Origin of the sequence: Thermoactinomyces daqus (assembly GCF_000763315.1) — a bacterium.
Classification (GTDB): domain Bacteria; phylum Bacillota; class Bacilli; order Thermoactinomycetales; family Thermoactinomycetaceae; genus Thermoactinomyces_A; species Thermoactinomyces_A daqus.
Genome location: NZ_JPST01000061.1, coordinates 19,055 through 38,003, shown reverse-complemented (window position 1 = coordinate 38,003; position 18,949 = coordinate 19,055). Strand labels below are relative to the sequence as shown.

Below are 18,949 nucleotides of genomic sequence, written 5' to 3'. Positions count from 1 at the left end.
ATCAAAATAGATGAAGCGGGAAGTCCTGCTTTTTTTAATAAAGATGACAGAAGAAAAGAGGTCCCGGTAATGGAATCGATTCGCAATATTTACTGTGTTGGCCGCAATTATGTTTTGCATGCAGCGGAACTGGGCAATGAGGTTCCCAAATCTCCGATGATTTTTTCCAAACCGACTCATGCGCTTATCCAAGCCCGGGGGCAGGTGATCGATTTGCCCGGTGACCGCGGGGAAATTCATTATGAAACAGAGTTTGTCATTCAGATCGCCAAACCGTACGAAACGGGAATGAAAGCGGAGGATGTGGTGGATCGTTTTGCCCTCGGCATCGATTTTACCTTGCGCGATGTACAGAGCGAATTGAAAAAGAAAGGCCATCCCTGGCTTCTGGCCAAAGGATTTCCCAACTCTGCCGTCATCACGGAGTTTCGGGAATTTCCCGGGACGGAAGTGTGCAAAGCCCGCTCTTTCTCCCTGATTAAAAATGGCGAAGAAGTTCAGCGCGGCAGCCTCAGCGACATGATTTTCGACCTGGATACAATCATTTCATTTTGCGCCGACCATTTCGGCATCGGGCCCGGCGATCTCATCTATACGGGAACCCCGGCCGGCGTGGGAGCAGTTAAAAACGGGGATGAGTTGCAACTGAAGTGGGACGGGGAGATCCTCGGACATTGTTCGATTCACCTATCTGAAAGAATAGAAGGGGCCGTACAATATGAATGACACACTCTTTGAAAATCCGCCTGTTTTGGAAGGGAAAAGAATCCGGCTTGTCCCGATGGAATTCGAGCATGTAAAGCCGCTTTTCAAAATCAACGACCCGTCGATCTGGACCTATACGCTGACCGAGATAAGGACGGAAAAAGAGATGGAAGACTGGGTGGCAGAAGCGATCCGACTGCGCCTGGAAAAGACGGCCTTACCGTTTGTCGTCATCATCAAGGATACAAACCAGCTGGCCGGAGCGACCAGGCTTTTTAACATGAACGGAAAGCAACGATGCTGCGAACTGGGATCGACTTGGTACGGAGTGGAGTATCAGAGAACGTTTGTCAATTCCGAAGCCAAGTTTTTGCTGTTGCAATTTTGCTTTGAAGAACTGGGATTGATCCGGGTTCAGCTGAAGACCGATGAGCGCAATCTGCGGTCTCAAGCGGCGATCGAGCGTCTGGGTGCCGTTAAAGAGGGCATTTTGCGCAATGAACGTATCCTACACAATGGATATATCCGAAACGCCGTGTTGTATTCAATTACCAATCAGGAATGGGAAAAAGTGAAACAAGGGCTGCTGGAACGGGAAAAGCGCTATGCTTTGAGTCTGGTTCATGGCAGGTGATCGATGAAAGCGCCCATCCCCAGCGCACGGGATGAAGTGCTGAACTGCGAGGATATTTTAAAAGGAGCCTTTTTACAGAGGGTTCCTTTTAATTTTTTGGTTGTATCACATAATAAAACAAGGCTTTTCCAAAATACGGATGGATCACCACGTTGATTTCCGTAAAAAAGGAGGGAATCTGTTGGCGAAAAAATCAATGATTGTGAAGTCCGAGCGTCAACCGAAATTCAAAGTTCGCGCCTATACGCGTTGCAAACGTTGCGGACGACCGCATTCGGTATTGCGCAAGTTCGGGCTCTGCCGCATCTGCTTCCGTGAATTGGCTTATAAAGGGCAAATTCCCGGTGTCAAAAAGGCCAGTTGGTGATGGAACGGATCCGGATGCGGGAAAAGAGCGAAAGGCTCCTGCTTTCAAGGCAAGAGCCTTTACTTGATTCCAATAAACGGAAAAACGATCCTACCAAAAGGGGAGAAAGCGGGATTACGAATGAAACACGCTCATTCCATAAGCGAAATGATGGAGATCTGTTTGCTGGCGGGAAAGTTGCTGCTGGAAAGCGGAGCGGAAACCTATCGGGTGGAAGATACGATCGCAAGATTGGCATCGAGCGGCGGGATTGAATCGATTGAGGTTTTTGTGGCTCCAACGGTGATTATCCTTTCGATGAGGAAACCGGGACAAGCGGAGGATTACACCAAATTGGTTCGGATAACGAAACGGTCGACCGATTTGCACAGGGTTACCCTCGTTAACGATCTGTCACGAAAAGTGAGCCGGGAATTTTGTATATTGGAAGAAGCGAAAGAGAAATTGAAACAGATGGAACGGGATTCGTCGCCCTACCCGCCCGGTATGAGAATCACGGCAGCCGCGTTGGTGAGCGGTTGTTTTACCCTGATGTTTCAGGGGAGCTGGAAGGATTTTTTGCCGGCTTTTATCGATGGGGGACTCGGTTATTTTCTTTTTTTGTTTTCAAAGCGATTTGTTTCTGTTCGATTTTTCTCCGAACTTCTGGCGTCCTGCCTCATTGGGGTGGTTGCGAAACTGGCGGTTTTGTTCGGATTGGGAAAAGAGGTTGACCGCATTATCATCGGCTCGGTCATGCCCTTTGTTCCGGGGGTGCTGATCACCGATGCCGTCAGTGATCTCATGAAAGGCCATTTGTCTTCGGGAATGCTGAGGGGAGCTGAAGCTTTTTTAACCGCGTTTGCGATCGGAACCGGCATTGCAGTGGTGATTGCCGTCTGGTAAGCAGTGAAAAAGGAAGGGATATGTTGAATGATCGTTGCGTTCTTAGTCAGTTTCATGGCTTCAGCAGGCTTTGGCATCCTTTTCAATGCTCCTAAAAAAGCGTTGGTTCCCGGCGGGCTGATCGGGGCGATCGGTTGGGTGCTTTATATGGGATTATCGAGCCGGAACCATTTGGCCCAGGTTTTTGCCACGGTAGTGGCCTCGTTTGCGGTAACAGCGATCAGCCAATGTCTCGCCCGGATTTACCGGATGCCGGTTCTCGCCTTTAATGTTTCCGGGATTATTCCTCTTGTGCCCGGGGGGATCGCCTATCACACCATGAGACAACTGGTGGAAAGCAATTACATTGCCGCGATTCAATCGGCGTCGCAAACCTTTTTGATCTCGGGAGCGATCGCGTTCGGGCTTGGGTTGGGTGGAACCATTATCCCGATTATGATCAATAAATGGTGGCCGGTTGCAAAGCAAAAGTGACGTGTCTTTTTAACGGTTTACGGATCCTGGTACCCTTTTCGCTCATTCAGGGCCTTGTCATCCCCGACCACCATCCGCAGATGGCCGGGCAAGATGGAGAGGGTTACAGGGGTATAACTGTTTTTTTCGCCGTCACAGTCCACTTTCAATGGGGGAGTCGTTTTTACACGGACTTTTTTGGCGTGAAAATAAACCAGATCTTTTCCTTCCGGCTCTTCCGAAGTCAGGTAAGATGTGAGCATCGACCAGAAAGAACTGAAGGAAACCTCCTTGAAAATCAGGACATCGAGCCAGCCGTCGGTGACGCTGCTCTGCGGGAAGTAAGCATTTACCCCTCCGATAAAAGAGCCGTTTCCAACCAGCACCATCGTTGCTTTTCCTTTAAAAGCGGCAGTATCCGCTTCGATATCCAGTTAAACGCTTCCTGATGATTCAGTGTTTGCACGGCGCTGAGATAGTAGGAAAGGCGCCCAAACTTCTCTTTTAAATCACCGCGGATCTCTTCGGAGACCTGCGTGATGAGTCCGATTCCCCAAAAGTTGAGAAAATAGCGGTCTCCGTGTTTTCCGATATCGACTTTCCGCTCTTTTAAATGGATGATCTGTTCAACCGCTTCCCGGTAGTCCTGGGAGATGCCCAGTGTTCTGGCGAAGTCGTTGCAAGTGCCGCCGGGCAGCATGGCGAATAAAGGCGGATTCCTTAACTTTGCCAGCGCATTGACGCATTCATGAACGGTTCCGTCCCCGCCAACAGCAATTACGAGATCCGCACATGCCCCCTGTTCACCGATAATTCTCGCACTGTCCCCCGGCCTGGAAGTATGACAAATCTCGATTTTATCGGCGATCTCTTGAAAGCGCCGGGATACTGCATCGACATTTGTGATCAGTTCTTTGTTTCCGGCGTTTGGATTTACCAGGAAAATGATTTTGTCCATTCGCATCCCCCATCAGAATCGGGCGCCAAGGAAAGCCCCGTCCGGATTAGTAAATCAAGCGTGGTTTCTTCCAGAATAGCAAAAAATGGTTGCACTTGCGAGGGCGGTCACGCTTTGTTCCTGATTCACTTTTTTCAGATTCATGAAGGGCCTGGATCGTGGAGCAGCCCCTGTCGAGAGGGTTATCGTCGTCCGCATCAGGTTTTTTAAAGATGAAAAACCTCTTCTCTAACGTAACAGTGTTATGTTACAATAAAAGCGGAGGGGGTGTTCGCGATGGAGCAAGAGTTGATTTCCAAAAAGGAACTGCTCGAGATGACCGGGATTTCGTACGGCCAGCTATACCGTTGGAAACGAAAAAATCTGATTCCGGAAGATTGGTTTATCCGCAAATCTACTTATACCGGACAGGAAACATTTTTTCCACGTGAAAAGATCCTGGGGCGGATCAACAAAATCAAAAGCATGAAGGATGACCTTTCGCTGGATGAAATCGCCCGCCATTTTATGCCTGATCTTAAACAAGTTACGCTGTCAAAAGAAGAATGTTTGAAACGAAACATTGTTTCGGAGTTGGTTGTCCGGATTTTTACGGAGCAGAACGGGGAGAAGAATGTTTTCACTTTTGATCAAATCTTTCAGTTGTTTGTGCTGGAAAAGGCGTTGCAAAGCGGGCAAATAAGCTTGGAAGAAGGGAAATTGCTGCTTAAAACTTTGGTTCTGCATGCCGGCGGCTTGAAAGGGAAAAACGGAGAACTCGTTTTTATTCGCAAAATGGGGGTTTCGGCGTTTATTTTGGCGGGGGCAACGGAGATCTTTTTTGATCCCGAAGTGAATGTTCTGCTGCGCTTGAGTTTGGCTGATCTCTTGGAAGAATTGAGATTAAGGATGGAATAGAACGGGGGATGCAGAGTGGAACGGGATAAGATGAGAGACCTGGTGATCTCCGGGAGCGGGAGTGCTTCCGGAGGAACGTTTGATCACGTGAAAATCAGTGGGACGGGCAAGATTGCAGGAGATTTGGAGTGCAGCCATTTAAAAGTTAACGGTGCACTGAAAGTGGATGGGAATGTAAAGGCAAAGAAAGTAACGATTAATGGAACAGCAGAATTCTCGGGAAGGTTGGACTCTGAGGAAATTCATATCCAGGGTACATCCAGCAGCGATGACCTGAAATGCAAAACCTTGAAAATATCCGGTGCTGCCAAAGTGAACGGTTGCCTGAGTGTGGAGGAATTGAAGCTGAAAGGGTCGATCGATGTGGAGAAAGATTGTGAAGCTGAAGTTTTTGAGGCCTCCGGAATTTTTACGATCGGCAGATTATTAAACGCCGGCACAATTGATGTGAAGCTGTACGGGACCTGCCGTGCGAAGGAGATCGGTGGAGAAAAGATCAGCGTGAGGAAAGGCGGTTCCCGTTTTAACCGCTTGATCAAGTCGCTGTTCCTTTTGGCTGATGACACCCTGAAAGCGGAAGTGATTGAAGGGGATGATCTCGATCTCGAAAATATCAAGGCCGATGTGGTGCGGGGAAATAATGTCATCATTGGGGAAGGATGCGAAATCGGCTTGGTTGAATACAAGCAAAACTATAGCGGAGAAAATGGGGCAAAGGTAACAGAGGCAAAAAAAATATAGGTTCAGTCTCACTTGGTTTGGAATCTTAACCGGCGTCAACCCTCGGATCGGGGAGCCGGTTTTTTCTTTTTTGCCGGTCTGGTAGAGTAATGGTGATGAAGGAGATGATGAGATGAAGAGCAAAGATGAGATGACAAAGATCCCTGTTTTTGTTTACGGAACATTACGTTCCGGCTTGGAAAATTATAAACGGATTCTGCAAAATAAAACGGCAAGCGAAATACCGGCTGCGATGAAAGGAAAGATGTACAGTGTAAATACGGAATTAAGTTATCCGTGCGTGATTGAGGGAGAGGATACGATTCAGGGGGAATTGATGGTGATTAAAGAAGAGTACTATTGGGATGTATTGAAAGATTTGGATTGGCTGGAGGATTATCAGGAGGATGATGAAGAAGGTAGTCTCTATTTACGGCGATTAAGGGAAGTGAATTTGCAAAACGGAGAAAAAGCGATCGCCTGGGTTTATCTTTGGAATCGGGGAGTCTCGGAGGATTTATATGTAAAAAGCGGAGACTGGAAACGATATATTCACCAAAGCAAAAGAGATCCCGACAAATCCTGAATTTCGTTTTGATTTTTTATTTTGAAGAATAAAACACCGGCCTTGAGATTCCGCGTTGAGATTGGCCCGGAAATCGGCGAGCAGATTCCCGCTGGCGATGGTGTAGCGGGCGTTCCACGGATAACCGACGCTGTCGGTGGGGGAGGCGCCCAAACCGGAGACGATGACATGTTGCGGGTTCATTCCCCCCATAGCTGCTTCGATCACCGGATTTTTGGCGGCTTCTTCCTGTTCTTTGACCGGAGCTTTATCCAACAAGCGCGCAATCATCGTGGCGATCATTTCCACATGCGCCAGTTCTTCTGTTCCTGTATCCAAGAGCAGGTCCCGGTATTTCGATTTGGTTTTGCAGCGACAGTTCCATCCCTGAAACAAATATTGCATGGCGACAGTAATCTCACCAAATTGTCCGCCCAGAATTTCCTGTAATTTTTTGGCGTAGACCGGATCGGGACGTTCCGGCTTCGCTTCATACTGTAGTTCCTTAATATGAAAAAATATGGAGATCCTCCTTGCTCCTCATTTTTTGTACCAACATATGTGATGAAAGCCCAAATGGAGCCAGTCTGGGCCCGTATTATTTCCATGCAGCGAAAGTGTTTTGCTAGATTATGATCCCCCCTGAACTTTTTGGCCGAATGCGTATCCAATCAAACCCCTGTTCCACATATTTGCGAATTTACATAATAGATTAATTTATAATAATTATTAAATAAATAAAGGGGAAGTTTTCATGGTGAGACGACCTGAGAATTACCCATATATTTATGCTCCACAGCCTATCCGAAAAGATGGCGCCGGTGGGGTTGATTTAGGCCCGCGAGATGTGATGCGCGACCTTGAGAATCCTGACATGCTCGTTCCACCGTCCACGGATGCCGGGACGATCCCTAACTTGAAGTTTTCTTTTTCCGACACCAATATGGTGTTGGATCATGGCGGCTGGTCCCGGCAAATAACAGCCAGAGAGTTGCCGGTCGCAACGACGCTCGCAGGGGTGAACATGTATCTGACGCCGGGCGGGGTACGGGAGTTGCATTGGCATAAACAAGCGGAGTGGGCTTTCGTGCTTTGGGGTCGTGCGCGGATCACTGTGGTTGATCAGAACGGTCGGAATTTCATAGCCGATGTCGGTATGGGTGATTTGTGGTACTTTCCCCCCGGAATTCCACACTCGATTCAAGGGCTGGAGGAAGGATGCGAGTTTCTGCTCGTCTTTGATGACGGCAACTTCTCAGACCTCGATACGTTCACCATCTCCGATTGGTTTGCGCACACACCGAAGGACGTGCTGGCGGCAAATTTCGGTGTGCCGAAAAGGGCATTTGCCCATATTCCGAAGAAGCAGCGTTACATATTCCAGTCAAAAGTGCCCGGCCCATTGGAAAGGGAGAAGGTATCAAGTCCATATGGGACAGTTCCGATAAGCTTCACACACCGGCTGCTCGCGCAGAAGCCAATCGTAACGCCGGGAGGAACCGTGCGAATAACTGATTCCACCAACTTCCTCATTTCACTCCGGATCGCGGCTGCTCTGGTGGAAGTCAAGCCGGGAGGAATGCGGGAAATGCATTGGCATCCGAATAACGACGAATGGCAGTATTACATCGCAGGAACAGCACGCATGACGGTATTCGCGGCCAATGGCACGGCCCGCACTTTCGATTACCGGGCTGGTGATGTCGGATACGTACCGTTTGCATTCGGGCACTACATCCAGAACACCGGTGATCAAAGCCTGTGGTTTTTGGAGATGTTCAAAAGTGACCGTTTTGCTGATGTGTCGCTGAACCAGTGGATGGCGCTGACTCCATGGGATCTGGTAGAGGACAACTTGCATGCAGGGCCGGAGTTGATGAACGCGCTGCGGAAGGAGAAGTGGCCGGTTGTCAAATACAAGCACAGATCCAAACGGTAGTGCGTCATATCACGGATTGGAGCAGTATCCCCTAAGCCGCCCGAATACCTCGTGGTGCGATCCATCCCGGAGAAGGAAATGCGATGACTGTCGCAACCTTGGTCGTAAAAAGGGTGACCGGCCAAAAGATTGACGTTTGGCACGGTCACCTTTATAATCATCGGCATCCGGGAGGCTGTTGGATGCCGGGGGCAAGGTAAACAGCGGATATGTTTCCTTTTCGGATTGACCCCCTTTCTGCTTCCGTGTCTTTTGCTGCTAAGCTGGAAGGAGTCGCGTTTATTGAACGTTATGCCTGCGGGATATCGAGAATTTATCGGGGGAAGAGGTTGCTGCAATTTATACTGCCGCGGCGCGAGCCATGTTGCTTCAAATACGTTACTTACCATGCTTTTATCGATCAAAAGGATGTTTCGGTGGGAGGGAACGGATTGACCAGAGTCTATTTGCTGAGGCATGGAGAGACAGAATGGAATCATGACGGTAACCGGTACTGCGGGCGGACGGATCTCAATTTATCCGCGACAGGAAAAAGACAAGCCGAATGGGTGAGTGAGTATTTGCAAGGGGTTCCTTTTACGGCCGCTTATGCCTCCACTTTAAAACGCGCGCGTGCGACTGCCGAAATCATCGCCCGGCACCATGATCTTCCGGTTCGGAGCGATGAGCGAATCGTTGAGGTGGATTTCGGAGAGTGGGAAGGGAAAACGCGGCCGGAGTTTACAAAGACCGACCCTGAATCTTGGGAAATGTGGTGCCTGAACCCGGCAGTATTCAGGGCAGGTCGTACCGGGGAAACAGCCTGTGAGGTATTGGAGCGGGGCAGGTCCTTTTTTGCCGAACTTGCGCAAAAGCATCCGGATGATACGGTTTTGGTGGTTGCTCACAGTTCGTTTAACCGTATTTATCTCGCCGGTATGTTGGGGATGCCGCTGAGCAACTATCGCCGTCTCAGCCAGGATAATACCGGAATGAACATTTTTGAATTATCCCCTGATCACGAACTGATTTTGATTCAGATGAATATAAACCAACATCTGGTTCATGAATAACGGACCGTGAAAAAAGGCCCGTCTCCGGTAAAGGCAGAAGTCACATGCGCGCGGCCAGCTTGGTTAACATGTTCCTCCAACTTTCAGCCAATGCGGGACAAGCAGCCAGCTCCAGGAACGCTTTCTGATCACCTTTCTTATGGTGGAGAAGATCATTGCATTTGGAGACTGTCCATTCGGAGTGGGGGCGATCAAGCAATCTCACTTGTTCCCCGGCTTGAACCTCCCCTTCCTGCAGAACGCGAAAATACCAGCCGGTCCGCCCGGTTGTTTCCATCCGCTTGGTCAGGTCATCGATCCCCCAAAGGCGGGCAGGTTTCCAACATGGAATACGCGGTTGGGAAATCTGCAAGATGGCCTTTCCGATTTGATAGATATCTCCGATGCATACGGTTTCTTCCGTTTGATCAGTGATGACAAAATTTTCGCCAAATGCGCCGTAGGTAAAATCGCTGAGGTTCAATTCCTGCCGCCAAAGGGGATAATGGGAGTCAGCATAACCCAGTACTGCCTTTTCCGGTCCGCCATGATGCTTCAAATCCGCTTGATCATCCCCCTCAAGTTTGGTCCTTCCAAGCCAGACGGCACCTTCTGTTTCTGTTTTGTTAATTGCGCTGTGCCACGGTTTTCCCTCAGGAGGAAAAAGAAAGGTTTTTGTCTTTCCAACCAGAACGGTTTTTAAAGTCGCCATATAATGACCCCATACGCTTCGGACTTTTGGGGTTCATTAAGGCCAGCATGGGACCGCTCCTTTCTCTATCAGCGTTTATATATTATATTCGATGTCGGGGTGATCCGAATATAAAAACAGGGGTCACCGTACCGAAAAAAGAATCATTCACTTCTCGTTCAGATAATTATTATGTATAATAAAATTTTGATTAGTTTTATTGTTTGTATTAGTATAAGATATCCTTGAAGGGAGGAATTAGGATGAGAAACCTTTTCATGTCCATCTCCACTTTATCTCTCTTAATGCTTGTTATGGTTGGCTGTTCATCGACAGAACCACGAAAAAATCATGGTGATCTTTCGCCGAATGTAAAATGTATGGATGAAAAGGGCATTAAATATGAGAAAAGAGCAGATGGTTTTTATATGAGTGACAATGATTGGGATCACTTTATCAAGTTTTGCAGTTAAAAGATTTGACCTGAAGTTAGGAATGGTATGGGGAAAAATCGTTTCAGCGGAGAATTTATCAGGGGATTTTAAAAAACATTGACCAGAAAGTTTATACCCATCTGTTTATCCAGTATCCTGAATAATAGGAATTTATTCATTGACAAAACAAATTAGGTGCTCTTATTATTTTATAAGGTTAACTAATTTTTTGGAAAGGAGTTTTGGATCATGACATTGCAAGAAAAGTCAATTGCGATCATCGGTGGCGGTCCGGGCGGCTTGATGTTAGCCCTGATTTTACAGCGTAACGGAATAAAAGCGACTATTTATGAACGTGAACCCGATGATAAAAATATGGAGAGAGGTGGATCTTTGGATATTCACGAAGATACTGGGCAGTTAGTTTTAAAAGAAGCAGGTGTATATGAACAATTTCTGAGCAAAGCCCGTTTTGAGGGTGAAGACTTTCGTTTGTTTGATAAAACAGGAAAGATTTATTTGGATGAGGATGCAGATGAAGAATATGGGGCCAGGCCGGAAATAGATCGGGGGGAATTATGTGCATTACTATTAAATGCGTAAGATAAAGAGTGCATTCAATATGGATATAAACTTGATAAATGCATCCCATTGGAAAATGGCAAAACCGAATTGCATTTTGAAAACGGACAGATTGAGATTGCAGATTTGGTGATCGGTGCAGACGGTGCATTTTCCCGGGTGCGGCCAATACTGGCTTCTGAGGATATTTCTTATTCAGGTCTTACGATGTTGGAAATGAATGTGGTAAACGCAGCTGTGAACCATCCTGATTTGGCGTCATTTCATAAACGTGGTACAGTATTTGCTCTTGATGAAGGAAAAGGCATTATTGGTCAGTTAAACGGAAATGGTACGATTAAGGTGTATGTTGGCCTGAAAGTGAATCGGGATTGGTTGGACCGTTGCGGTATTCCTTTTAACAAACCGAAAAAAGCAAAAGAGGCCATTTTGGACTTATTTGGCGACTGGGATGAACAATTGAAAAATTATATTCGTTATGCAGAAGATACAATAATTCCCCGGCGAATTTATATGTTACCAGTCGGATTTAAATGGCAACGCCATCCAAGGATCACGCTGATTGGAGATGCTGCACACTTAATGTCTCCGTTTGCCGGTGAAGGCGTCAATCTGGCGATGTTTGATGCTTATCATTTAGCGTTAGCGATTATGGATAATCAAAACAATGTTTCAAAAGCAATCGAAATATATGAGGAAAAAATGTTTGCTTATTCATCTGAAGCAGCTGCTGAATCAAAAGCAAATTTGGAGTTATGTTTTGGCGATCATGCAGCTGAAAGATTGATGAATGTGATGAATTCGTATAAAAATAAGATTTGAAGGGAGGATGTCTGAATATTAAAACAGGTAGCCTTCAAAGTCAGGACTTAAGGAGGGATTTGCATATTGAAACCGATGGCAGACGGACCAACACGCTGGGATCTCCACTCCCTGTATCCTGGAGAAATCGAAGTCACACTTTCCAAAGAATTGAAGGAATTAGAGGTTGCATTGACTTGTTTAAGCGACCGTTTTCAAACATCATCCGCTGATTTTGACTTGATCAATGAAGACCAACTTCTGTTTTTATCTCAATCAGTCAGACAGATTGAAAAAGCAGACTCATTTTATTATTGCCTTTCTGCTGAAACCCCTGGACATCCCATTCTTACCTCATTACAAAGCCGTGTCTCCTCTCTGAAAGTCAGAATACGTACCCTATTGTCTGATTTGGGGCACCGTCTCGCCTCCATGAGCGATGATCAGTTCGAACAACTGATTCATCAACCTGCCATTCGCCCTTTTATTTCAGAAATTTCCGCACTTCGCGAGACAAGAAATTCCCCTTACCGAGTCTTGGAGGATTTTGCAGCGGAGCTTGCCGTGGATGGGTTGAAAGCATGGGAGGATTTGTATATCCAGCTTCGGAACAAACTGGAAGTCACAGTCCATGACGAGGCAAATCAAAAAAATCGGTGAGGCGAATCGAATTGCCTTAAACGATCCAGATCCATATCAGCGCGAACGACTGTTCAAATCGCTTACGCAAACCTTGGAACGGGATTCCGGGTTATTTGCGTCCGTGTTGAATCATATTGCCGGCTTTCGATTGACACTCTGCGGTTCCGCCAAAAAAGATTTGTTGGAAGAATCATTAAAATCAAATCGCATTGCCCGGTCCACGCTGGATGCAATGTGGAAAGCAATTGATGGATATCTTCCTCAGCTTATTCCATATCTCGGTTTGAAAGCATCCGAATCCGGAGAAAGTCAACTCTCATGGCACCAACTGATGACGCTATCCCTCGACGATCATCAGGAATCCATTCCTTTCCCCAGTGGGGTAGAATGGATCATTCAAGCGTTAAACGATCTGAGCCCGGATATGGGTGACTTTGCCCAATATGCCCTTGCCAACAGGTGGGTGGACGCCGTACCGTTTAAGCACAAGCCCTCAAATGGATTCTGTGCTCCATTTATCAGTGATAAGGAATCCCGTATTTCCCTTCGCTATGACAATAATATGGAGAGCGTTCGGATTCTGGCTCATGAACTGGGACACGCTTGGCATTATCGTCAACTGGAAGACCGCCTCTCCTTATTCTTGCTGGAAGACCAATTTCCAATGACGATTGCCGAAACCTCTTCCATTTTCTTTGAATTGGCTTTGGTGGATACCGTGATCCGGGAGTCAAAAGATCGAAAAACGAAAAAATCCTTGCTCAATTGGAAAATGCAAAGGAGTATCAATTACCTGATGGCCGTCAGGGGAGCTTATTTGTTTGAAACCCGTTTCTATGAAAAAAGGAAATCTGGGCCCTTGAGTGCCAGTCAAATTGAGGAATTGTCGATGGAAGCTCAGAAGGAAGCTTTTGGAGGCAGTCTCAGTCAATATCAGCCTTTTCAATGGATAAAAGCAATACAGTTTTACAGAACAGATGTACCTTTCTACAACTATCCTTATACTTTTGGTTATTTGTTCAGTGTAGGTCTTCTGGAAACAGCAAAGAAAGAAGGAAAGCAATTTGCCCAAAAGTTTACGTATTTTCTAAAAGAATCAGGAACAAAACCCATAGAAGAATTAGCTGACGATCACTTTCATATAAAGCTTTCCCGGCCGGACTTTTGGCAGCAATCCATCAATCGAATTGTTAAAGATATCGAGCAATACACTATTTTATCCAAAAAATAATATTGAGATAAAATGATCCCTTCACGATATAGATCGGCTCCTTAAGCAGGGATGAACATTCTTTTTTAATTTTTGCCAAAACGGGGACAAACACGAAGGAAAAGGAACCTTTTTTAAACGTGATTCCCTGATACAATCGATGTTGAATCGCTCTTATCGGATAGTGGAGGGGAATATGAGAGGATCTAACAGGTTAGGGAAATTTGCTAAAAAAGTGCTGAAACGAAAAAGTTTTTGGATCTGCTTCGCGATTCTCATTTTCATTTATGTTAACAACAGCTCGCTGTTTGCAAAAGCGCCCGCCGGGCAGCCGCATCTTCTTGCGCACCGGGGGTTGGCCCAAACTTTTAACATGACCGGACTGACAAATGACACTTGTACCGCACAGCGCATTTACCCGCTGGAACATCCCTATCTGGAAAACACGATAGCTTCGATGCGGGCCGCTTTTAACAAGGGAGCCGATATGGTTGAATTTGACGTGCAACCGACGAAGGATGGTCAGTTTGCCATCTTTCACGACTGGACCCTTGACTGTCGCACCAACGGAACCGGGGTGACCCGCGACCATACGATGAAAGAGTTGAAGTCCCTGGATATCGGATACGGCTACACGGCTGACGGTGGCAAAACCTACCCATTCCGGGGCAAAGGCGTTGGTCTTATGCCATCGCTCGAGGAAGTGTTGGAGGCATTTCCGAACCGGATGTTTTTGATCGATGTGAAAAGCAATGACCCGACAGAGGGGATTCAGCTGGCCGACCACCTGGCCAAACTGCCGGTTGAAAGACGTGAGCAGTTGGCGGTATATGGTGGTGACGAACCGATCGCAGCGCTCAAGAAAAAGCTGCCCGATATGCGGGTTATGTCCAAGGCGACGGAAAAGGGATGCCTTTTGCGCTATTTGGCGATCGGCTGGACAGGGGTGGTACCGGAAGCGTGCGAAAAGACGGAATTGCATATCCCGGAGAAGTTTGCCCCGTTGTTGTGGGGATGGCCCACCCGTTTTCTCGACCGGATGGATCAGGCCGGAACCCGGGTGATCCTTGTCGCGGGGAGCGGAGATTTCTCCCGAGGATTTGATACGGCAGGGGATTTAAAGCGAATCCCGCCGGACTATAATGGATGGATTTGGACTAATCGCATCGACCGGATCGCTCCTCTTGTTAAAGGAAAAGAAGACGTGGCAAAATAACCAGATCCCCTCCTGTACGGTTCATCCCGGAAGGAGGGGATCTGTTATGAAGCTATTTCAATTTCATTTTCTGCGATTTTCCCTTATGTGAATGTTCACGATCGATCAGCAGCCATCTGCCGGTTGTGGTGGCAATCATGGTCGGGGTGAATGATTGAGACGGATTTTTTTTCAGTTGGTTTAATTCATTGACCTGAATATGAGGAAAACTTAACTCCTTCAACAACAACCGATAACATTGCTCGCGGGCTTCGCGGGGAACCCCTTCGCTTTTGATCCAGCGGATCGCCTCTTTGAATTTTCCCTGTCCAACCAAACATTGAACATAGAAAGGCAAAATATCGTTTAAGGATCGCCTGAATTGCAGTTTGGACCGATTTCCCCGTCCTCCGCCCGGTTTCCAATAGATGAGTCCTTCATTCTCCATGCTTTTTAACAATCGCTTTGCATTGCGCGGGGTGCAATAAAGCAAATCTGCCAATTCGCTGATGCTCATATAGAACGATTGATATTCTTTAATATCTTTGAGTTGTAGACGTAATTCCAAAAAGTATTCGATTGTTTTCACATGAATCACCTACAAAATCATTATAGCGAATTTTATACGAGCAAAGATAGAAAAGAAGCAAAATGAGTAAGTATGAGAAATACATCCTTTCGCAAGGAGGGGGAGATGGATCACAATGTCATAGGTGATTATTCAAGAGAAGGAAATTGATTTTTTATACAAATTGGTTTGTTATACAAACCAACTACGTATACGCAAAACAATGCATAAACCGTTCCTGTTGATGAGCAAAAAGGAAGGGAGATGATGGTTTCCCTCTGTCCGCCAAGAAATAGACGAGGGAAAAACCGTTTCAGATCTCCCGAATGAAGGGATGGAGGCTGTTGGCAAAGAGCGAAAGCCTCTTCGTTCCTCTAGGGATGAGTATAGGAAATGACAAAGTGAAGGATCGTCAACGCAGAGGATGGATTGATATATTTATGGGGACGATCTCCTTTAAAACGAATGGAATCGTACTCATCCAAGCAGTAAGTTTCCCGGTCCACTTCGACCGTTAACCGGCCGGACATAACGGTTACAAATTCCATCACCCCTGGCCGGTGCGCTTCCGACAGATATTCCCCTCCCGGCTGCAAGTAACCCCGATAAAGTTCAAACGAGCCATAAGAAGAAAACAATGGTTCAGCGACAAACACCTCGTTTGAGCTGCTCAGCTTCAGTCCGTCCTTTTTGCGGGCGATGGAGACATCCGCTTCAATCGACAACAGCGCGGTAATCGGGATATTCAGGCCGTTTGCGATTTTCCAGATGACGGACAGGGTAGGGTTCCCTTCGCCGCGTTCGATTTTGATCAATGTTAATTTGCTGACATTGATTTGCTTGGCCAAAGCTTCCAGGCTAATCCCCCTGTTGATTCGTAATTGCCGCAGATTTGCGCCGATGCGCTTTCCCACGGATCCTTCTTCCCACGGACTTTCGATGTCCATTTTTTCCTCCTTTGATTAAAAAACAAGGTATTTTATCCTTTTATATATTATAATAAACTATAAGTTAATTATAATATACTTTTGGTTTTTCGTTTACATCCTTAAAAAAGAGAAAGGGATGTGTGCAAAGTGGATGAAAAAAAGAGCGTAAGATCCGGTTTGATTGAAGCTTTGCCATTAGCAATCGCCATTGCCGCCTACGGTTTATCTTATGGTGTACTCGCTTCACAAGCCAAATTCGGTTTGGCGGAGACCGTGGGAATGTCCCTGCTGGTTTTTTCCGGGTCTGTCCAAATGGTTACCGTGGCAATGTTGGCGGCGGATGCAAATCTGACCAATATTCTTTTTACCACCGTTTTGTTAAATCTGCGCAATTTGCTCTATGGTGCCGCCTTGGCCCAGGGAATTGCGCCTGCCGGGAAGTGGAGATGGTTATTATCATTTGGAGTTACAGATGAACCGTTTGTTTTAGGGAGCGCCAGGTTTAAAAGATACGGACCTGACCCGTTGTATTATGCGATTGTGACAGGCACTTTGTATTTGGCTTGGATCATTTCTTCGCTCAGCGGGGCTTTGATCGGAAACCGGATGGATCCGCAGCAATGGGGATTGGACCTGGCATTTCCGGTCACCTTTATGGCTCTTCTCATCCCCGGTCTCAAGGAAAATCCGGTCATTGCAACGGCACTCTCCGCGGCTGTCATTGCCGTTGTGCTTGAATATTTTTTTTCCGGTAACAATTTTACACTCATCCTGACGGGCGTTTTATCACCGCTTATCGGTCTTTATGTGAAGAGGAGGTTCCGGCATGATTAGAAACTGGCTTTTAATCGGTTTGCTGGCGGCTTCCACTTATCTTTCGCGCATCATCGGGCTCGAATTGATGGCCGGGCGAAAGATGAGTCCTGCTTTGCGTTCATATTTTCATTATGTTCCTGTCGGAATTATTTCGGCCCTGATCATCAAACAAATCTTCGTGCCGACGGATGGGCGGATCGTCATTTCTCTTCCGGTTCTGGTCGCCTGTTTTATTACTTTCGTGGCAATGAAGATGTTTAAAATGTTTCTTCCTTCTGTTGTGGTCGGAGTAATCTGCGGGTTATTCATCCGTTATCTTTTAAATGCCTGACATGGAGTATTTTTAATTTGGATGAGGAATGGACTGTTCAACAGCCCGACCGTGAGAATTGTCCCGATTCCGTCAAAGCTCTTATTGGTTGAAGCGGACAGGGGAATACTCTGTAGCGGTGGTTCCTTTCAGATGCTTTTTCGCTACATTGAGGCTTTTGGATAACAATACCGCCTGCTCGGGCGGTTTTTTTATTGGATCGTGATATTTGTTTTCGATTGAGCGCAATGTTCTCCAGTTCAGATCATTTGGTTTGCTTTAAGAGTGTATTTTCTGATTTCGAAGACGGCGGATGAATTTTCCCTTCTGTCCTGTGCAGCACCTTACATAAAATAAGTTCCGATAATCTTACATTATCGGAACCTATTCTTGAAGGTGATAAATCAGGCTGTCTACATACCAAAAAAGGAATCATGCTTTTTGTGAATGAGGAATTGGCCCGAAGCGCAATGGGGAGTGAAGTCCGAAAGGGCGAAGAATAAGGTCGCATCGAAGCTGTCCTGATATAGCTTCAGAAGTAAAGATCGGACCCTTTCGGCCGTGATCCGGGTTATACTGTGTAGAGGTGATCATCAATCCGCGGGAACGCATGAGTGTGAGTGTATACAAATAAACGCTGTTTCCGTTATATGGAGGATTCGGTATGAAGAGTGATTTTTTTTACAAATACCCAAAAAGGCTTTTGAATAAAGGAACAGGGTTTCTTTCGGATTATAGTTATTCTCTCAATCCGTATACTGGTTGTGCATTTGGCTGTTCCTACTGTTATGTGCGTCAAATGCCTGTTTCGTTGTTCCGTAAAGAGGAATGGGGAAGCTGGGTGGACATCAAGAAAAATGCTGCAGACTTACTGCACAAAGAGCTTAAGAGGGCCAAGAAACAAGGAAAAGTGACCATTTTTATGTCATCCAGCACAGACCCTTATCAGCCGATCGAGTACAAGGAGAGAGTAACGAGATCCTTGTTGGAAGTAATGGTGGAAAATAAACCGGATTTTTTGTTTGTGCAGACCAGGAGCCCTTTGGTACGCAGAGATATTGATTTATTTCTTCTTTTAAAAGACAGAGTCCGAATCAGCATGACCATTGAAACAGACAGGGAAGATATGCGTAAACATTTTACGCCCGATGCCCCGCCGATCAGCGCCAGGTTAAAGACGCTGCGTCTTTTATCCGATGCAGGCGTACCGACCCAGGCGACAATTGCTCCGGTGTTGCCCAGCAGCGAGGAGTTTCCGGAAAAGTTGCGATTGGTCGATCGTGTCTGTGTGGATGATTATTTCATGGGAGACGGCAGCGGAGGGAAGCGAACCGGGAAATTGGGGATTTTTTCAGTGTACAAAGAATTGGGTTTGGAAGAATGGTATGATCCTTCAGCATATCGCATCGTATATGACAGGCTGAAAAAAGTATTCTCAAACGACCAAATCTATTTGAGCAAGCAAGGGTTCTCGCCTTGATTAAGTCAATTTGCCAAACATGAAAATAACCGCAAATTTGTTTGCTTCACAAATCGAATCAAAGCAATATCAGAAAACTTCTCCTCAAGTCCATTCATATTGAGTTCATAAACTTGATATATCCTCTTAGTGTCCAG

Annotated in this window: 22 protein-coding genes and 2 pseudogenes; 18 read left to right on the top strand and 6 right to left on the bottom strand. The window is 46.5% G+C overall.

Annotated features, from left to right (window positions below; translation table 11 throughout):
• Window positions 1-69: 69 nt before the first annotated feature.
• The 5 genes from JG50_RS0116895 (at window position 70) to JG50_RS0116875 (ending at window position 3,065) form a co-directional block, all read left to right on the top strand.
• Window positions 70-726, top strand: coding sequence for a fumarylacetoacetate hydrolase family protein (locus JG50_RS0116895; protein ID WP_033102279.1), 657 nt, complete (start codon window positions 70-72; stop codon window positions 724-726).
• Window positions 719-1,339 (top strand): GNAT family N-acetyltransferase, encoded by a 621-nt coding sequence (locus tag JG50_RS0116890; RefSeq protein WP_081944020.1) that lies wholly within the window; start codon window positions 719-721, stop codon window positions 1,337-1,339. Before JG50_RS0116895 ends, JG50_RS0116890 begins: the two co-directional genes overlap by 8 nt.
• A gap of 181 nt (window positions 1,340-1,520) precedes the next feature.
• Window positions 1,521-1,706, top strand: coding sequence for a type Z 30S ribosomal protein S14 (locus JG50_RS0116885; RefSeq protein WP_033102278.1), 186 nt, complete (start codon window positions 1,521-1,523; stop codon window positions 1,704-1,706).
• A 120-nt stretch (window positions 1,707-1,826) separates the two neighbouring features.
• Entirely contained in the window at window positions 1,827-2,591 is a 765-nt protein-coding gene (locus tag JG50_RS0116880) for a threonine/serine exporter family protein (protein ID WP_033102277.1), read from the top strand.
• Window positions 2,592-2,618: 27 nt separating this feature from the next.
• Window positions 2,619-3,065, top strand: coding sequence for a threonine/serine exporter family protein (locus tag JG50_RS0116875; RefSeq protein WP_033102276.1), 447 nt, complete (start codon window positions 2,619-2,621; stop codon window positions 3,063-3,065).
• Window positions 3,066-3,082: 17 nt separating this feature from the next.
• On the opposite strand, the gene JG50_RS19125 is transcribed toward JG50_RS0116875, so the two are convergent.
• On the bottom strand, window positions 3,083-3,433 hold the full coding sequence (locus tag JG50_RS19125) for a diacylglycerol/lipid kinase family protein (protein ID WP_052154442.1): 351 nt from the start codon (window positions 3,431-3,433) through the stop codon (window positions 3,083-3,085).
• Entirely contained in the window at window positions 3,394-4,002 is a 609-nt protein-coding gene (locus JG50_RS18455) for a diacylglycerol/lipid kinase family protein (protein WP_052154441.1), read from the bottom strand. The genes JG50_RS19125 and JG50_RS18455 overlap by 40 nt, the downstream gene beginning before the upstream one ends.
• A gap of 276 nt (window positions 4,003-4,278) precedes the next feature.
• Here JG50_RS18455 and JG50_RS0116865 point away from each other — a divergent pair, with 276 nt between their 5' ends.
• The 3 genes from JG50_RS0116865 (at window position 4,279) to JG50_RS0116855 (ending at window position 6,205) form a co-directional block, all read left to right on the top strand.
• Window positions 4,279-4,899, top strand: a complete 621-nt coding sequence (locus JG50_RS0116865; RefSeq protein ID WP_033102275.1) for a YhbD family protein — start codon at window positions 4,279-4,281, stop codon at window positions 4,897-4,899.
• A gap of 15 nt (window positions 4,900-4,914) precedes the next feature.
• Window positions 4,915-5,640: a polymer-forming cytoskeletal protein gene (locus JG50_RS0116860; protein WP_052154440.1), complete on the top strand. Its 726-nt coding sequence runs from the start codon at window positions 4,915-4,917 to the stop codon at window positions 5,638-5,640.
• Window positions 5,641-5,752: 112 nt separating this feature from the next.
• On the top strand, window positions 5,753-6,205 hold the full coding sequence (locus JG50_RS0116855) for a gamma-glutamylcyclotransferase family protein (RefSeq protein WP_033102274.1): 453 nt from the start codon (window positions 5,753-5,755) through the stop codon (window positions 6,203-6,205).
• A gap of 36 nt (window positions 6,206-6,241) precedes the next feature.
• On the opposite strand, the pseudogene JG50_RS0116850 reads toward JG50_RS0116855, so the two are convergent.
• Window positions 6,242-6,706: pseudogene (locus JG50_RS0116850) on the bottom strand (manganese catalase family protein); the annotation flags it as partial.
• Window positions 6,707-6,938: 232 nt separating this feature from the next.
• On the opposite strand from JG50_RS0116850, the gene JG50_RS0116845 reads away from it, so the two are divergent.
• Both JG50_RS0116845 and JG50_RS0116840 read left to right on the top strand, forming a co-directional pair.
• On the top strand, window positions 6,939-8,123 hold the full coding sequence (locus tag JG50_RS0116845; protein WP_052154439.1) for an oxalate decarboxylase family bicupin: 1,185 nt from the start codon (window positions 6,939-6,941) through the stop codon (window positions 8,121-8,123).
• 431 nt (window positions 8,124-8,554) lie between these two features.
• Window positions 8,555-9,175 carry a histidine phosphatase family protein gene (locus tag JG50_RS0116840; RefSeq protein WP_033102312.1) on the top strand — a complete coding sequence of 207 codons (621 nt, stop codon included), beginning with the start codon at window positions 8,555-8,557 and terminating at the stop codon, window positions 9,173-9,175.
• A 40-nt stretch (window positions 9,176-9,215) separates the two neighbouring features.
• Here JG50_RS0116840 and JG50_RS0116835 read toward each other — a convergent pair whose 3' ends face one another.
• A complete protein-coding gene (locus JG50_RS0116835; protein ID WP_052154438.1) occupies window positions 9,216-9,866 on the bottom strand; it encodes an MOSC domain-containing protein in 651 nt (216 codons plus the stop codon).
• Between the two features lie 242 nt (window positions 9,867-10,108).
• Between JG50_RS0116835 and JG50_RS0116830 the strand changes: the two genes are divergently transcribed.
• The 5 genes and pseudogenes from JG50_RS0116830 (at window position 10,109) to JG50_RS0116815 (ending at window position 14,730) form a co-directional block, all read left to right on the top strand.
• Window positions 10,109-10,318 carry a hypothetical protein gene (locus tag JG50_RS0116830; protein WP_033102273.1) on the top strand — a complete coding sequence of 70 codons (210 nt, stop codon included), beginning with the start codon at window positions 10,109-10,111 and terminating at the stop codon, window positions 10,316-10,318.
• Between the two features lie 210 nt (window positions 10,319-10,528).
• Window positions 10,529-11,683 (top strand): annotated as a pseudogene (locus JG50_RS18450) (FAD-dependent oxidoreductase).
• Window positions 11,684-11,749: 66 nt separating this feature from the next.
• Window positions 11,750-12,322, top strand: coding sequence for a gluzincin family metallopeptidase (locus tag JG50_RS19120; protein ID WP_052154437.1), 573 nt, complete (start codon window positions 11,750-11,752; stop codon window positions 12,320-12,322).
• A gap of 103 nt (window positions 12,323-12,425) precedes the next feature.
• Entirely contained in the window at window positions 12,426-13,535 is a 1,110-nt protein-coding gene (locus tag JG50_RS18445; protein ID WP_160173931.1) for a M3 family metallopeptidase, read from the top strand.
• Between the two features lie 175 nt (window positions 13,536-13,710).
• Window positions 13,711-14,730: a glycerophosphodiester phosphodiesterase family protein gene (locus JG50_RS0116815; RefSeq protein ID WP_033102272.1), complete on the top strand. Its 1,020-nt coding sequence runs from the start codon at window positions 13,711-13,713 to the stop codon at window positions 14,728-14,730.
• A gap of 52 nt (window positions 14,731-14,782) precedes the next feature.
• On the opposite strand, the gene JG50_RS0116810 is transcribed toward JG50_RS0116815, so the two are convergent.
• Window positions 14,783-15,298: an SgrR family transcriptional regulator gene (locus JG50_RS0116810; protein WP_033102271.1), complete on the bottom strand. Its 516-nt coding sequence runs from the start codon at window positions 15,296-15,298 to the stop codon at window positions 14,783-14,785.
• Between the two features lie 353 nt (window positions 15,299-15,651).
• Window positions 15,652-16,224: a helix-turn-helix domain-containing protein gene (locus tag JG50_RS0116805; RefSeq protein WP_181735456.1), complete on the bottom strand. Its 573-nt coding sequence runs from the start codon at window positions 16,222-16,224 to the stop codon at window positions 15,652-15,654.
• 129 nt (window positions 16,225-16,353) lie between these two features.
• On the opposite strand from JG50_RS0116805, the gene JG50_RS0116800 reads away from it, so the two are divergent.
• From JG50_RS0116800 to JG50_RS0116790, 3 genes are all read left to right on the top strand, one after another.
• On the top strand, window positions 16,354-17,040 hold the full coding sequence (locus JG50_RS0116800; protein ID WP_033102309.1) for an AzlC family ABC transporter permease: 687 nt from the start codon (window positions 16,354-16,356) through the stop codon (window positions 17,038-17,040).
• Complete coding sequence (locus JG50_RS0116795) at window positions 17,033-17,353, top strand: AzlD domain-containing protein (protein ID WP_033102270.1); 321 nt, start codon at window positions 17,033-17,035, stop codon at window positions 17,351-17,353. The genes JG50_RS0116800 and JG50_RS0116795 overlap by 8 nt, the downstream gene beginning before the upstream one ends.
• 643 nt (window positions 17,354-17,996) lie before the next feature.
• Window positions 17,997-18,812, top strand: a complete 816-nt coding sequence (locus JG50_RS0116790; RefSeq protein WP_033102269.1) for an SPL family radical SAM protein — start codon at window positions 17,997-17,999, stop codon at window positions 18,810-18,812.
• Window positions 18,813-18,949: the final 137 nt, after the last annotated feature.

Bases quoted from the DNA above. Each gene is read 5' to 3' on its own strand.
- JG50_RS0116855 (WP_033102274.1), top strand. From the start codon at position 5,753: ATGAAGAGCAAAGATGAGATGACAAAGATCCCTGTTTTTGTTTACGGA.
- JG50_RS19125 (WP_052154442.1), bottom strand. From the start codon at position 3,433: ATGGTGCTGGTTGGAAACGGCTCTTTTATCGGAGGGGTAAATGCTTAC.
- JG50_RS0116830 (WP_033102273.1), top strand. From the start codon at position 10,109: ATGAGAAACCTTTTCATGTCCATCTCCACTTTATCTCTCTTAATGCTT.
- JG50_RS0116795 (WP_033102270.1), top strand. From the start codon at position 17,033: ATGATTAGAAACTGGCTTTTAATCGGTTTGCTGGCGGCTTCCACTTAT.
- JG50_RS0116845 (WP_052154439.1), top strand. From the start codon at position 6,939: ATGGTGAGACGACCTGAGAATTACCCATATATTTATGCTCCACAGCCT.
- JG50_RS0116865 (WP_033102275.1), top strand. From the start codon at position 4,279: ATGGAGCAAGAGTTGATTTCCAAAAAGGAACTGCTCGAGATGACCGGG.
- JG50_RS0116790 (WP_033102269.1), top strand. From the start codon at position 17,997: ATGAAGAGTGATTTTTTTTACAAATACCCAAAAAGGCTTTTGAATAAA.
- JG50_RS0116880 (WP_033102277.1), top strand. From the start codon at position 1,827: ATGAAACACGCTCATTCCATAAGCGAAATGATGGAGATCTGTTTGCTG.
- JG50_RS0116875 (WP_033102276.1), top strand. From the start codon at position 2,619: ATGATCGTTGCGTTCTTAGTCAGTTTCATGGCTTCAGCAGGCTTTGGC.
- JG50_RS0116815 (WP_033102272.1), top strand. From the start codon at position 13,711: ATGAGAGGATCTAACAGGTTAGGGAAATTTGCTAAAAAAGTGCTGAAA.
- JG50_RS0116805 (WP_181735456.1), bottom strand. From the start codon at position 16,224: ATGGACATCGAAAGTCCGTGGGAAGAAGGATCCGTGGGAAAGCGCATC.
- JG50_RS0116890 (WP_081944020.1), top strand. From the start codon at position 719: ATGAATGACACACTCTTTGAAAATCCGCCTGTTTTGGAAGGGAAAAGA.
- JG50_RS0116895 (WP_033102279.1), top strand. From the start codon at position 70: ATGGAATCGATTCGCAATATTTACTGTGTTGGCCGCAATTATGTTTTG.
- JG50_RS0116835 (WP_052154438.1), bottom strand. From the start codon at position 9,866: ATGGCGACTTTAAAAACCGTTCTGGTTGGAAAGACAAAAACCTTTCTT.
- JG50_RS18455 (WP_052154441.1), bottom strand. From the start codon at position 4,002: ATGGACAAAATCATTTTCCTGGTAAATCCAAACGCCGGAAACAAAGAA.